This is a genomic window from Streptomyces sp. NPDC002867 (genome assembly GCF_053591895.1).
Genome location: NZ_JBSFUR010000018.1, coordinates 49,180 through 61,553 on the forward strand (window position 1 = coordinate 49,180; position 12,374 = coordinate 61,553).

General features: G+C 70.1%; 13 protein-coding genes and 1 pseudogene. 10 read left to right on the forward strand and 4 right to left on the reverse strand.

The window, feature by feature from the left end; translation table 11 throughout:
• Nucleotides 1–100: 100 nt before the first annotated feature.
• The gene (locus ACWD0A_RS19010) at nt 101–1,375 is read left to right on the forward strand and encodes an amino acid deaminase (protein WP_451299509.1); all 1,275 of its coding nucleotides are present in this window, start codon (nt 101–103) and stop codon (nt 1,373–1,375) included.
• A gap of 34 nt (nt 1,376–1,409) precedes the next feature.
• On the forward strand, nt 1,410–3,014 hold the full coding sequence (locus ACWD0A_RS19015; protein WP_451299511.1) for an N-acyl-D-amino-acid deacylase family protein: 1,605 nt from the start codon (nt 1,410–1,412) through the stop codon (nt 3,012–3,014).
• A gap of 58 nt (nt 3,015–3,072) precedes the next feature.
• Here ACWD0A_RS19015 and ACWD0A_RS19020 read toward each other — a convergent pair whose 3' ends face one another.
• Nucleotides 3,073–3,702, reverse strand: coding sequence for an alpha-ketoglutarate-dependent dioxygenase AlkB (locus tag ACWD0A_RS19020; RefSeq protein ID WP_307713732.1), 630 nt, complete (start codon nt 3,700–3,702; stop codon nt 3,073–3,075).
• A 221-nt stretch (nt 3,703–3,923) separates the two neighbouring features.
• On the opposite strand from ACWD0A_RS19020, the gene ACWD0A_RS19025 reads away from it, so the two are divergent.
• Nucleotides 3,924–4,172 carry a chaplin gene (locus tag ACWD0A_RS19025; protein ID WP_451299513.1) on the forward strand — a complete coding sequence of 83 codons (249 nt, stop codon included), beginning with the start codon at nt 3,924–3,926 and terminating at the stop codon, nt 4,170–4,172.
• A 194-nt stretch (nt 4,173–4,366) separates the two neighbouring features.
• Here ACWD0A_RS19025 and ACWD0A_RS19030 read toward each other — a convergent pair whose 3' ends face one another.
• Nucleotides 4,367–4,714: a DUF5949 family protein gene (locus tag ACWD0A_RS19030; protein WP_451299515.1), complete on the reverse strand. Its 348-nt coding sequence runs from the start codon at nt 4,712–4,714 to the stop codon at nt 4,367–4,369.
• A gap of 160 nt (nt 4,715–4,874) precedes the next feature.
• Between ACWD0A_RS19030 and ACWD0A_RS19035 the strand changes: the two genes are divergently transcribed.
• Entirely contained in the window at nt 4,875–5,105 is a 231-nt protein-coding gene (locus ACWD0A_RS19035; protein WP_307717987.1) for a hypothetical protein, read from the forward strand.
• Between the two features lie 88 nt (nt 5,106–5,193).
• Here the strand turns inward: ACWD0A_RS19035 and ACWD0A_RS19040 are convergent, their stop codons facing one another.
• Complete coding sequence (locus ACWD0A_RS19040; RefSeq protein ID WP_451299517.1) at nt 5,194–5,859, reverse strand: vitamin K epoxide reductase family protein; 666 nt, start codon at nt 5,857–5,859, stop codon at nt 5,194–5,196.
• Between the two features lie 162 nt (nt 5,860–6,021).
• On the opposite strand from ACWD0A_RS19040, the pseudogene ACWD0A_RS19045 reads away from it, so the two are divergent.
• A pseudogene (locus tag ACWD0A_RS19045) lies at nt 6,022–6,129 on the forward strand (rodlin); the annotation flags it as partial.
• A gap of 261 nt (nt 6,130–6,390) precedes the next feature.
• Nucleotides 6,391–6,624, forward strand: a complete 234-nt coding sequence (locus ACWD0A_RS19050) for a chaplin (protein WP_451299519.1) — start codon at nt 6,391–6,393, stop codon at nt 6,622–6,624.
• Nucleotides 6,625–6,774: 150 nt separating this feature from the next.
• Here the strand turns inward: ACWD0A_RS19050 and ACWD0A_RS19055 are convergent, their stop codons facing one another.
• Complete coding sequence (locus ACWD0A_RS19055; RefSeq protein WP_451299521.1) at nt 6,775–7,593, reverse strand: putative protein N(5)-glutamine methyltransferase; 819 nt, start codon at nt 7,591–7,593, stop codon at nt 6,775–6,777.
• Nucleotides 7,594–7,966: 373 nt separating this feature from the next.
• On the opposite strand from ACWD0A_RS19055, the gene ACWD0A_RS19060 reads away from it, so the two are divergent.
• The 4 genes from ACWD0A_RS19060 to ACWD0A_RS19075 all read left to right on the forward strand — a co-directional run bounded on the left by ACWD0A_RS19060 (nt 7,967) and on the right by ACWD0A_RS19075 (nt 12,358).
• A complete protein-coding gene (locus ACWD0A_RS19060) occupies nt 7,967–9,178 on the forward strand; it encodes a pyridoxal phosphate-dependent aminotransferase (RefSeq protein WP_451299523.1) in 1,212 nt (403 codons plus the stop codon).
• Between the two features lie 125 nt (nt 9,179–9,303).
• A complete protein-coding gene (locus ACWD0A_RS19065) occupies nt 9,304–9,690 on the forward strand; it encodes an SCO4983 family protein (protein ID WP_451299525.1) in 387 nt (128 codons plus the stop codon).
• A gap of 905 nt (nt 9,691–10,595) precedes the next feature.
• A complete protein-coding gene (locus ACWD0A_RS19070) occupies nt 10,596–11,087 on the forward strand; it encodes a tetratricopeptide repeat protein (protein WP_451299527.1) in 492 nt (163 codons plus the stop codon).
• On the forward strand, nt 11,084–12,358 hold the full coding sequence (locus ACWD0A_RS19075) for a glycosyltransferase (RefSeq protein ID WP_451299529.1): 1,275 nt from the start codon (nt 11,084–11,086) through the stop codon (nt 12,356–12,358). Before ACWD0A_RS19070 ends, ACWD0A_RS19075 begins: the two co-directional genes overlap by 4 nt.
• The last annotated feature ends 16 nt before the right edge of the window (nt 12,359–12,374 follow it).

Sequence of the window (12,374 nt, forward strand, 5' to 3'; positions counted from 1 at the left end):
CCGGGCACCATTGACCCGGCGTTGGCTCGGATGTTAGACAGCGCTAAGCGAAATACGCAATGGCCGTTGCAGATAGCGCAACGGCATAGAGGAGGGCCCCATGGCTGCCGACAACGCCGTCGCACGACTCGCCGACGAACCGGTCGACCACCGCTTCAAGGCGCTCCCGCCCGACGCCGAGGGCCGGACCGTCGGCGAACTGGCGGCCGCCCGGCTCAACCTCTTCACCGGCGGCTTCACCACCCCCGTCCTGGCGCTGTCCGCCGAGTCGGTGGAGCACAACCTGGCGCTCCTGGAGACGTACGCCGAGCGCCACGGCCTCGCCTTCGCCCCGCACGGCAAGACCTCCATGTCGCCGCAGCTCTTCGCCCGCCAGCTGGAGTACGGCGCCTGGGGCATCACGGCCGCCGTGCCGCACCAGGTCCGCGTCTACCGGGCATACGGGATCGAGCGGATCTTCCTGGCCAACGAGGTGGTCGACGCGGCCGCCCTGCGCTGGATCGGACAGGAGCTCGACGCCGACCCCGGCTTCCGCCTCGTCTGCTACGTCGACTCCGTGCGCGGCGTCGAGCTCATGGACCAGGCGCTGCGCGGCACCTCGCGCCCGCTGGACGTCGTCGTCGAGCTGGGCGCGGGCGAGGGCGCGCGCACGGGCGCCCGTACGGAGGCGGACTGCGCGGCGGTGGCCGACGCGGTGGCCGCCACCCGGACGCTGCGGCTGGTCGGCGTCGCCGGGTACGAGGGCGAGGTCCCGCAGGCCGATGCCGAGCGGGTGCGCGCCTGGCTGCGCCGCCTGGTGGCAGTGGCGGTGGACTTCGACAAGGCCGGCCGGTTCGCGGACTCCGGCGAGATCGTGGTCAGCGCGGGCGGCAGCGCGTGGTTCGACGCGGTGGCGGACGTGTTCGCCGAGATCCCCGAACTGTCCGCACCGGTCCTCAAGTTGCTGCGCTCCGGCGCGTACGTCTCGCACGACGACGGCCACTACCGCCATCTGACCCCCTTCAACCGGGTGCCGGACGAGGGCGCGCTCCAGCCGGCGTTCCGCCTGTGGGCGCAGGTCGTCTCGCGTCCCACCCCGGAGCAGGCGTTCGTGAACGCGGGCAAGCGGGACGCGGCGTACGACCTCGACCTTCCGCAGGCGCAGGTCGTCCGCGACGCACGCACCGGCGAGATCCGCCCGGCCACCGGCCTGACGGTCACGGCCCTGTCCGACCAGCACGGCTGGCTGCGGACCGAGCCGGGGGCGCGGCTGGAGGTCGGGGACTGGGTGGGACTGGGGCTGTCGCACCCGTGCACGAGCTTCGACAAGTGGCAGCTGATTCCGCTGGTGGAGGCGGACGGCACGGTCACGGACTACATCCGCACGTTCTTCTGAGCGGGAGCCGTTCCCCACCCTCGAGAGGACCCCCATGGACCTGGTCATCCGCGACGTGCGCGTCATCGACGGCAGTGGCGGCGCCTCCTACCGCGCCGACGTCGGCCTCGCCCGCGGCCGCGTCGCCGCGATACGCCGGGAGGGCGAGCCCGCCCTCTCCGGCGCCCGCACGCTCGACGCCCACGGCCTCGCGCTCTCCCCCGGCTTCATCGACATGCACGCCCACAGCGACCTCGCCCTGCTGCGCGACCCCGACCACAGCGCCAAGGCCGCCCAGGGCGTGACCCTCGAAGTGCTGGGGCAGGACGGTCTGTCGTACGCGCCCGTCGACGACGCCACGCTCGCCCAGGTCCGCACGGCGATCACCGGCTGGAACGGCGGTGCGCCCGGCGACACGACCGTCGACTTCGACTGGCGCACGGTCGGCGAGTACCTCGACAGGCTCGACCGCGGCATCGCCGTGAACGCCGCCTACCTCGTCCCGCAGGGCACGGTGCGCATGTACGCCGTGGGCTGGGAGGACCGTCCCGCCACCGACGCCGAGCTGGCCCGGATGAAGCAGCTCGTCGCTGAGGGGCTGGAGCAGGGCGCCGTCGGCCTCTCGTCGGGGCTGACGTACACCCCCGGGATGTACGCGAACGACTCCGAACTCACCGAACTGTGCCGCGTCGTGGCCGCGTACGACGGCTACTACTGCCCCCACCACCGCTCCTACGGCGCGGGGGCCCTCGAGGCGTACGAGGAGATGGTGGCGGTCACCCGCGAGGCGGGCTGCGCGCTCCATCTCGCCCACGCCACCATGAACTTCGGGGTCAACAAGGGCCGGGCTCCGGAGCTGCTGGCCCTGCTCGACGACGCGCTGGACGCGGGCGCCGACATCACCCTGGACACCTACCCGTACACCCCCGGCTGCACGACGCTCGTCGCCGTGCTGCCGAGCTGGGCGGGCGAGGGCGGTCCCGACGCGGTGCTCGCCCGCCTCCGGGACGACGAGACCGCGGAGCGGATCCGCCACCATCTGGAGGAGATCGGCTCCGACGGCTGCCACGGCGTGCCGGTGGAGTGGGCCACGATCGAGATCTCGGGCGTGAACGACCCCGCCCTGGCGGACCACGTCGGCCGCACGGTGCTCGAGTCCGCGAAGGCGCGCGGCGAGGAGCCCTGGGTCACCGCTCGGCGCCTGTTGATCGAGGACCGGCTCGGCTCGACGATCCTGCAGCACGTCGGCCACGAGGAGAACGTCCGCACGATCATGCGCCACCGCGTCCACACCGGCGGCAGCGACGGCATCCTCCAGGGCCTCAAGCCGCATCCGCGCGCGTACGGCACCTTCCCGCACTACCTGGGCCGGTACGCCCGTGACCTGGGGATCCTGTCCCTGGAGGAGACGGTCGCCCATCTGACCTCGCGCCCGGCGGCCCGCCTTCGGGTGCCCGACCGCGGCCTGGTGCGCGAGGGCTACCGCGCCGATCTCGTTCTGTTCGACCCGGACACGGTCGCGGCCGGCTCCACCTTCGAGGCCCCGCGCACCCTGCCGACGGGCATCCCGCATGTGCTGATCGACGGCCGGTTCGTGATCGAGGACGGGGTCCGTACGGATGTGCTCGCCGGCCGCTCCGTACGGCGCACCCCCAACTGAGGTGCCACGATCCCCCCGGACGCCAGGGGGTGTCCGCGGGATCGTGGCCCGGCACCCGCTAGTTCACCCCGCGCGGGCGGAACTGCACGCTGATCCGCGGGCCCACCGGACGCGCCGTCTTCGGCACGGCGTGCTCCCAGGTGCGCTGGCAGGAGCCGCCCATCACGACCAGGTCGCCGTGCCCGAGCGGGCGGCGGACCTGGATGCCGCCGCCGTGCAGCGGCCGCAGGACGAGATCGCGCGGGTCGCCGACGGACACGATGGCGACCATGGTGTCCTCCCGGGCTCCCCGGCCGATCCGGTCGCCGTGCCAGGCGACGCTGTCGTGGCCGTCGCGGTAGTAGCAGAGCCCGGCCGTGACGAAGGGCTCGCCCAGCTCGTGCGCGTAGTGGCGCGACAGGGCGTCCCGCGCCTGTTCCAGCACGGGATGCGGCAGGGGGTCGTCCTCGCCGTAGTAGGCGAGCAGCCGGGGGACGTCCACGGTGCGCTCGTACATCCGGCGCCGCTCGGCACGCCACGGCACGGTGCCGACGAGCTCGTCGAACAGCAGATCGGCGCCGGTGAGCCAGCCCGGCAGCGCGTCCAGCCACGCCCCGTGCCCGAGGACCGTGCGACGCACGCCGTCCAGGGGTGCGAGGCCGATCTCGTCGGCCTGGTCGAAGAGCGAAGCCTGCAGATGTGCTGCCATGCCTTCCACAGTAGACCCAGAACCGAACGTACGATCGAACGAAGACGATTGTCCGGTGCGGCACAGGGTCGAGGCCGAGCGCGCCTGGTCCGGCACGCCGATCTCCTCCGCAAGGGTCAGACTTCGCCCTGATCCGTTACCGGTGTCCGTTTGCGGCGTTGAACGAGAAGTGAAGGTCGCAAATCCCTGCGGCCTCCTCTGTTCCTTACAAGGAGAAGTTGATGTCGCGTATCGCGAAGGCCGCCGCTGTTGTCGCCAGCACGGGCGCCATCCTTGCCGGCGGCGCCGGCATTGCTGCCGCCGACGCCGGGACCCTCGGTGAGGCCGTCGGTTCCCCGGGCGTCGCCTCGGGCAACCAGCTCCAGGTCCCCCTCCACGTGCCGGCCAACGTCTGTGGCACCACGGTGGACGCCATCGCGCTGCTCAACCCGGCCTTCGGCACCAGCTGCCTCAACGGCGACGCCGCCTGAGCACCGCTGCACCGTTCGCGGCCTCCCCTGTACCACTGGGGGAGGCCGCGACCTCGTTCGGTGCATGACGCCGTGGGTTGCTCCTGCGAAGCAATGACGCTTCGACGTTGACGACTTCGGTGTGGACAACCAGCGCGTGACGAAAGGGTTGTTCGCCCCCGGCGGGGGGCAAGGGCGGCTCGCGGCAGCCCCGTTCACCGGGTCCGTACGCTGCCGTCCGCCTTCGAGGCGAGCAGACCGGCGCACCGGGCGTACCGGACCCGGCGGGGCCCCCACTGTCCGTCCCGCAGCCGGGAAACCGGCAGGAGGACGTGCGCGGCGGCCGTCAGCGTGGCCTCGTCGCCGAGGAAGCCCTGCAGTACGCCCTCGGCGAGGGCACGCCGGGCGTCGCCTCGGGCCAGGCGCGGCCGGCGATCAACGGTGCCGCGCCGCCCGGCGGCGGCCAGCCACTCGGCGAGAACCGGGCACTGGGCGTTCATGTACGACATGGTGACGACGGCCCGGCCGCCCTGGACGAGCAGGTGGATCGGGCTGCCGCGCACAACGGCGGCGCACCCCGTGTCACGCGGGAATCCCGCCGCGTGCGCTCGAAAGGCCGTTCCCGCCGTACCCCGGTCGCACCGGCGCGGCAGTGACCTCGGCCGACGGATGCGCGTTGGCCCGCGTATGGCAAGGACTACCGCGCCGACTCGTTGGCAGCGCGTGCAGACGAGAACCGATTCGACGCCTGCGGCCCAGCAGCCGGGCAGCAGCCCCATCTACGAACAGCTGGCACGGGAGTGGGCGGCGGGCGGCCGGACCCTGCCGGGCCGGCCGGACGGGGACTGGGCGCGGCTCACCCGCTTCCCCGCTCCCTCCGCCGAGGAGCAGCAGGTCCGTCCCGCTCCCCCGCCACCGCGGCGCGGCTGGCTCCACGACCGGCACGACACCTGATCCAGGGCTCGCTCAACAAGCCCTGGGTCAGGGCGGCCTGGGCTCCTGCAGTCCGGGCCAGGTCGCCGGGACCGGCGGACCCTTCGTGTCAGCCGGTCCAGAACTCCCACCACCGGGTCAGCACCAGCATCCCGATGATGCCGATGTGCAGCACCGGCAGCACCCACGTGAACTCGCCGAAGAGACTCCGCAGTCCGGCCGGCGCGGGCAGCAGCCCGTTCCGCACGCTGTGCGAGGTCACGTACCAGAACATGACGATCGTGGCGACCCACGCCAGGCAGCACCACAGGCACAGCGCGTTGATCTCGTACAGCGACTGCTGCATCAGCCACGTGCAGAACCCGACCCCGAACAGTGTCCCCGCGTTGAACGTCAGCCAGTACCAGCGCGGAAAACGCGCGCCCGCCAGCAGGCTCACCCCGACGCCGATCACGACCGCGTATGTCACCAGCCCCAGCATCGGGTTGGGAAAGCCGAACGCGGACGCCTGGCCGCTCTCCATCACGCTGCCGCAGGACACCACCGGATTGAGACTGCACCCCGGTGTGAAGGTCGTGCCCGCGATCTTCGCCTCGAGGATCTTGAACTTGTCCAGCGTGATGACCCACGCCGCGAGCAGTCCCGCCGCACCCGTCACCACCAGCATCCAGGCGAAGGCGCGCCCCACGCCGACCACCCCGCCGGAGGGACCCCTGACCGCCCGCCGCCTTCCCCTCTGTTCGACGGACAAGGATTCGGTCGCCGTAATTGTCATATTGAATTCACCACTCGTTCGACCTGATGGATTCGCCTATTGTGCCGCACGCGAAGTGGGCGATCGGGGCCAGGAATCCGTTCAGCACTACGGGTGAACACGATAGTGCCGACGACTCGCGCAACCCGTGTGCGGCATTCGAGTGAAGGTCCGCAACCGAACGGCCTGCCGGCCAAGCAACATCGGCTGGGGCTCGTCCCGGTCACCGCCGTCAACGACGTGCCGGTCCCCTCCGCCCCGCAGAACCAGCAGTGCGTCGAGAACTCCACCCCTGAGCACAGGGGCACGCCTGCGCCCGGAATCAAATTCCGAACAAAAGCCGTGACAATTCCTCAATCGACTCCGCGCACCTGTTCGAATCATTATATGTGGGGCATACGAGTGACTTTCCGAACCGGCAGTGGCCGACCGGTTTCCGACCGGGAATCGCATCGTTACTAGTTCTGCGGAAGGCGCATGCCCGCATGAAGAAATGCGGCTGCGCGGCACGAAGGCCGTACCGCGTACCGTGCCCCTGCTGAAAGGATCGAAATGAAGCACAAGAAGGCTGCAGCCGTCGCCGCCGGTCTCGTCCTGGCGCTGGGCGGCGCCGCGCCCGCCGTTGCCGATGTGGGCGCCGAGGGTCTTGCCACCGGTTCCCCGGGCGTGCTGTCCGGCAACGTCATTCAGCTCCCGCTCCACGTCCCGCTGAACCTCTGCGGCAACTCGGCCAACCTGCTCGGTCTGCTGAACCCGGCCGTCGGCAGCACCTGCCTCAACGGCTGACGTTCCCTCCTTCGTCCCTGACGCGACATCGGATGCGGCCCCGAGGAGCGACGACGCTCCTCGGGGCTTCTCCGTGCCCCTGACACGCCCGCGCGCGCCGGCGGAACCGCGGACGAGGAGCGTGCCGCGCCCGGCACCGGTCCGGGCGGTCTACGCGGGCCGGACGCCGATCACCACCGTCGCGTCCAGTTCCTCGCACGCCTCGATCCGCGGAGCCATGCCGTGCCGGGCGAAAGCTTCCGCGGTCCGCGCGGCCTGCCGCTCGCTCGTCTCGATGAGCAGCGCGCCGCCGGGCGCCAGCCACCGCGCGGCCCCCGCCGTCACCCGGCGCTGGATGTCGAGCCCGTCCGTGCCGCCGTCCAGCGCGACCAGCGGCTCGTGGTCACGGGCCTCGGGCGGCAGGAGGCCGATCTCACGGGTCGGCACATACGGGGCGTTGGCGACGAGGACGTCGACACGGCCCCGGAGCTCGGCGGGCAGGGGTGCGTAGAGATCCCCCTCGTACACCCGGCCGCCGACTGTCGCGACATTGCGGCGCGCGCAGCGTACGGCGGCGGGCTCGATGTCGGCGGCGTGCAGTTCCCCGCCGCCGAGCGCGTGCAGCACGGCGGTGCCGAGGGCGCCCGAGCCGCAGCACAGGTCGACGACGACGGCAGCGGGCGGGGCGAGCGCGACCGCGCACTCGACCAGGAACTCACTGCGCCGCCTGGGCACGAACACCCCTTCGTCGACGGCCATCCGCAAACCGCGGAATGCGGCCCAGCCGAGGACGTGCTCCAGGGGCCGGCCCGCCACCCGGCGCCCGATCATGGCGTCCAGCTCGGCGGCGTCACGGGCAGTGGAGATCAACAGCTGCGCCTCGTCCTCGGCGAAGACGCAGCCGGCGGCGCGGAGGGTGGTGACGACGGCGCAGACGTCGACGGGAACAACGGAGGGGGAGGGGAGAAGCGGGATCGGCGGAACCGACATGGAAGGCCTTTCGGAGACCGAAGGGCACCCCGTACTCACCCGTGCCCGGTCACTCCGGGCCGTCCGCACGGTTACGGGGAGAGGGAACCCTGCCTGCGTTCGCGGAAATGGGGTCTCACCTCCCGGGTCGGTCCGTGCACTGCGTGAACGCACACCCTATCCCGCGGACCGGGCACTCCCCCGCCCAGGGGTGACTAGCGCCACATCCGCGGGCGTAACGACGGATTTCGTAGGTGGTCCCGGGGTTCGCAAAGCGCATTCGAAGGGGCTCGGGCGCGCCCACCAGCGGAAGCTGCAAAACGGGACATTCGCGCCACGCTGCCGTGGTCAGGAACTCGAAGCGATCACTGCCGGGCACCCGTAAGCTCACGTCATGCAGGTGATCCAGTCCACGAAGCTCGCAAACGTCTGTTACGAAATCCGAGGCCCGGTCCTCGAGGAGGCAATGCGGCTCGAGGCAGCAGGTCATCGCATCCTCAAGCTCAACACCGGCAACCCGGCCGCCTTCGGATTCGACTGCCCGCCGGAGATCCTCGAGGACATCCTGCGCAACGTCGGCGGTGCGCACGGCTACGGGGACGCGAAGGGGCTGCTGTCCGCCCGCCGCGCGGTCATGCAGCACTACCAGACCAAGGGCATCGACCTCGACGTCGAGGACGTCTACCTGGGCAACGGCGTCTCCGAGCTGATCCAGATGTCGATGCAGGCTCTGCTCGACGACGGCGACGAGGTGCTGGTGCCCGCGCCCGACTACCCGCTGTGGACGGCGTCCGTGTCGCTGTCCGGCGGCACGGCCGTGCACTACCGCTGTGACGAGCAGTCGGACTGGATGCCCGACCTCGCGGACATCGAGCGCAAGATCACCGACCGCACCAAGGCGATCGTGATCATCAACCCGAACAACCCGACGGGCGCCGTCTACGACGACGAGATGCTGCGCAGTCTCACGGAGATCGCCCGGCGGCACCGTCTCGTCGTCTGCTCCGACGAGATCTACGACAAGATCCTCTACGACGGGGCGACCCACACGCCGACCGCCGCGATCGCCCCCGACCTGCTGGTGCTCACCTTCAACGGGCTCTCCAAGAACTACCGGGTCGCGGGCTACCGCTCCGGCTGGCTCGCGGTGTGCGGGCCGAAGGCGCATGCCTCCTCGTACATCGAGGGCCTGACGATCCTCGCCAACATGCGGCTGTGCGCCAACATGCCCGCACAGCACGCGGTGGCCACGGCGCTCGGCGGCCGGCAGTCGATCGAGCAGCTGGTCCTGCCCGGCGGGCGGCTGCTGGAGCAGCGCGACACCGCGTACGACCTGCTGACGCAGATCCCCGGAGTCACCTGTGTGAGGCCGAAAGGGGCGCTGTACCTGTTCCCGCGGCTCGACCCGTCGGTCCACAAGGTCAAGGACGACCGTCAGATGGTGCTCGACCTGCTGCGGGCCGAGAAGATCATGGTGGTGCACGGGACGGGCTTCAACTGGCCGGAACCGGATCACTTCCGCATCGTGACGCTGCCGTCCGCGAAGGACCTGGCGGACGCCGTCGGCCGGATCGGCAGCTTCCTGAGCGGCTACAGCCAGCACTGAGCACGACGGTCAGATGACGAAGTCCGGCTCCGCCATCGCATGAAGCTGACAAAGTCCCGATCGGGCTCAACTTTAGACTGAATCCAATGTAGGATGGTCTCCTGACCGTGAGCAGGAGGCCATCCATGTACGAGCCGATCCGCACCAAGTCGGTCCACTCGATGGCCGACCAGGCGCAGTACCCGCACCGCAGCCGCGAGGAGGAGCTGGACATCCAGCTCGCCGGGCATCTCGCCGCACTCCTCGCCGTCACCGACGAGCTCGGTCTCGACACCGCGGCGGAGGCCATCGCGGCCCAGGTGTCCCGGCTGCGCGGCGCGCCGCCCGCCCGGCATGCCGCGCTGACCCACGCCGACTCCGCCGCGCTCCACCAGCGCGCGCACGCTCTCGCGGGCCGCGCCCTGGTGGTCGCCGCGTCCCGCGCCGACACAGCCGCCGCGATCCTCGCCGCCGAGCGGATGGACGCGCACACCGCCGCGCTGCGCGACACGCAGCTGATCGGCGCTCCCTGACGGCCCCGGTCCGCGTGCCGAAGGAGGCGCGCGGACCGGGTGCCACCCGAGACATCGCGTGAGCCTGCCTGCCCTGATCGCTGCCCGACAGTCGCGCGGACCGGGCATGGCACGGCAACCGCTGCCCACGCCCGAGGGGCCGGACCGGCCGTGGCAGCCGAACACATCGTGAGCCGGTCACCCGCCGTCGGCCACCTCCGGCGCGTCGAACTGCTGGGCGTTCGACGGCTCGCTTCCGCCGGAGGTCCTCTCCCCGCACCGGCGGAATGACCGGGCTCTTGCCCGACGGGTGCGCCGGAGAGCGAGCCGCGGATGCACGACGGTCGGGCCGCCTTCGCGTCGCCGAGACCGTCGTCGCGACTCCGAACTGACCGGGACTCAGGCAATCTTCCATCGACAGTGCGCCCTGTCCTGATCAAAACACTGCGCGACAATACGTATGCGGCCACGGGGCGCACCGCCCTGGGCGACAACGCAACGGCCTTTTTCGCAATGACGAATTGCCGAACGGCGAGCCCAAGGACCCGGCGGCGGCCGGGGGTTACGACTTCCACGCCCCGCGCACCGCACCTCCGATGCGTACATTCGGGTGGACTGTACGCCCTAAGTCCCCGACGAATAGCGGCGGCATAAGGACCACCTCGTAACTTTGGTGAGCATGACGGTGGTTCGGACTCCGGTATCGCCGGCACCGCCCATGGGCTCCTGCATGTCAGCCACCTGAATCAGCCAAGTCCATTCCCTCCCTCACCGACTCCATGAGATGTGACCAAGTGAAACGTAGGCGATTGTGGGCAGGGCTCGCCGTAACGGCGGCGGCTGCCACCGGGGGCGTCATCTGGGCGATCCAGTCCCAGTCGGCCGCTGCCCCGGAATCCGAGGCCACGTCGGCGACCCGGAAGACCGTGGAGGCGCAAGCGCTTTTGCAGGCCGGCATTCTGCAGGGGAAGTACCAGGATTACGACGGGGCGGCCCGTACCTACAGGCGAGTGCTGGAACTGGATCCTGGCAGCGAGCACGCCTGGTACAACCTGGGTGTCCTCGCGCAGCAGGACGGCAGGACCGCTGAAGCCCGTGCCGCCTATGACAAGGCGCTGAAGATCGATCCGTCGTTCACGTCGGCTCTCTTCAATCAGGCGCTCCTGCTGAAATCGAGTGAGCCCGACCGAGCTCTCACACTCCTGAAGCGTGCCGTTGCCGCCAACCCCAAGGCGGCCACGGCCCATCTGCAAATCGGGAACATCCTGGCGAAGAAGGACCGCGACGAAGAGGCCGGGGCTTCATTCCGTCGTGCCGTTGCGGCCGATCCCTCGCTGCATTCTCAACTGCCGGAATCTTTCAAGGATTCCGTAAGTCCCTCACCCTCTCCGACATCGAGCCAGGCAGGTACCAGATGACGTCGACTGCGACACCGAGGTTCTCCGTCTTCACTCCCAGCCACCAGCCGCGCTTTCTCGATGAGTGCCTGGCGACGTTGCAGGCGCAGACCTGTTCGGACTGGGAGTGGATCGTCGTGCTCAACAACGGCGCCCGGTGGCGGCCGGAGCGACCCGACGAGCGTGTCCGTCTGGAGATCGCGGACGAAATCCGCGGCGTCGGCGCGGCCAAGCGCAGGGCCTGTGAACTGGCGCGCGGCGAGATCCTCGTGGAACTCGACCACGACGATCTCCTCGCAAAGGCGTGTCTGGCGGAGCTCGGCAAGGCATTCGACGCGCATCCCGACGCCGTTTTCGTCTACAGCAACACCGCGCACATCACCGAGGACGGCAAGCGGGACGAGTCCCGCTTCAACGAGACGCACGGCTGGCAGTACGAGGAGGTGCGCGTGGACGGCCGCAAGCTGCTGGCGGCCAAGTCCATGGAACCGACGCCGCACAACGTCGCCTACATCTGGTACGCGCCCAACCACGTGCGGGCGTTCCGCAAGGACGCCTACGAGAAGGTCGGCGGGTACGACGCCACCCGTACGGTCCTGGACGACCAGGACCTGATGTGCCGTCTCTTCCATGTCGGCGACTTCCACCACATCCCCCGCTGCCTGTACCTCCAGCGGATCCACCGCGCGAACACCCAGCGCGACCCGGAGATCAACGCACACATCCAGCGCGAGACGGTCGCCCTGTACGACAAGTACATCGAGGCCAACGCCCTCGCCTGGACCCAGCGCCGCGGACTGCTCGCGCTGGACCTCGGCGCGGCCCACCGGAAGCCGCCCGGCTACCTGGGCGTGGACCAGTACGCGGGAGAGGGCGTGGACATCGTCGCGACCCTGCCCGACAAGCTGGACCTGCCCGACAACTCCGTCGGTCTGATGCGGGCGGTGGACTTCCTCGAGCACGTGCCCGCGAAGGTGCCGCTGATCAACGAGCTGTACCGGCTGCTGGCACCCGGGGGCATGCTCCTCACCATGACCCCCAGCTCCGACGGCCGGGGCGCCTACCAGGACCCGACACACGTCGCCTTCTACAACGAGAACTCCTTCTGGTACTACACGGACAACCAGTACCGCGCCTTCGTGCCCGAGATCGAGGCCCGGTTCCAGAAGTCACGGCTGGTCACCTACTACCCGACCGACTGGCACTCCAAGAACAACATCTCCTACGTGGTGGCGAACCTCATCGCCATGAAGGACGGCGCCGAGCGGTGCGGCGGACCGCTGCTGGTCTAGGCGATATACGACAAGG

Coding starts and splice junctions, on each gene's coding strand:
- ACWD0A_RS19010 (WP_451299509.1), top strand. CDS start 101: ATGGCTGCCGACAACGCCGTCGCACGACTCGCCGACGAACCGGTCGAC.
- ACWD0A_RS19015 (WP_451299511.1), top strand. CDS start 1,410: ATGGACCTGGTCATCCGCGACGTGCGCGTCATCGACGGCAGTGGCGGC.
- ACWD0A_RS19020 (WP_307713732.1), bottom strand. CDS start 3,702: ATGGCAGCACATCTGCAGGCTTCGCTCTTCGACCAGGCCGACGAGATC.
- ACWD0A_RS19025 (WP_451299513.1), top strand. CDS start 3,924: ATGTCGCGTATCGCGAAGGCCGCCGCTGTTGTCGCCAGCACGGGCGCC.
- ACWD0A_RS19040 (WP_451299517.1), bottom strand. CDS start 5,859: ATGACAATTACGGCGACCGAATCCTTGTCCGTCGAACAGAGGGGAAGG.
- ACWD0A_RS19050 (WP_451299519.1), top strand. CDS start 6,391: ATGAAGCACAAGAAGGCTGCAGCCGTCGCCGCCGGTCTCGTCCTGGCG.
- ACWD0A_RS19055 (WP_451299521.1), bottom strand. CDS start 7,593: ATGTCGGTTCCGCCGATCCCGCTTCTCCCCTCCCCCTCCGTTGTTCCC.
- ACWD0A_RS19060 (WP_451299523.1), top strand. CDS start 7,967: ATGCAGGTGATCCAGTCCACGAAGCTCGCAAACGTCTGTTACGAAATC.
- ACWD0A_RS19065 (WP_451299525.1), top strand. CDS start 9,304: ATGTACGAGCCGATCCGCACCAAGTCGGTCCACTCGATGGCCGACCAG.
- ACWD0A_RS19075 (WP_451299529.1), top strand. CDS start 11,084: ATGACGTCGACTGCGACACCGAGGTTCTCCGTCTTCACTCCCAGCCAC.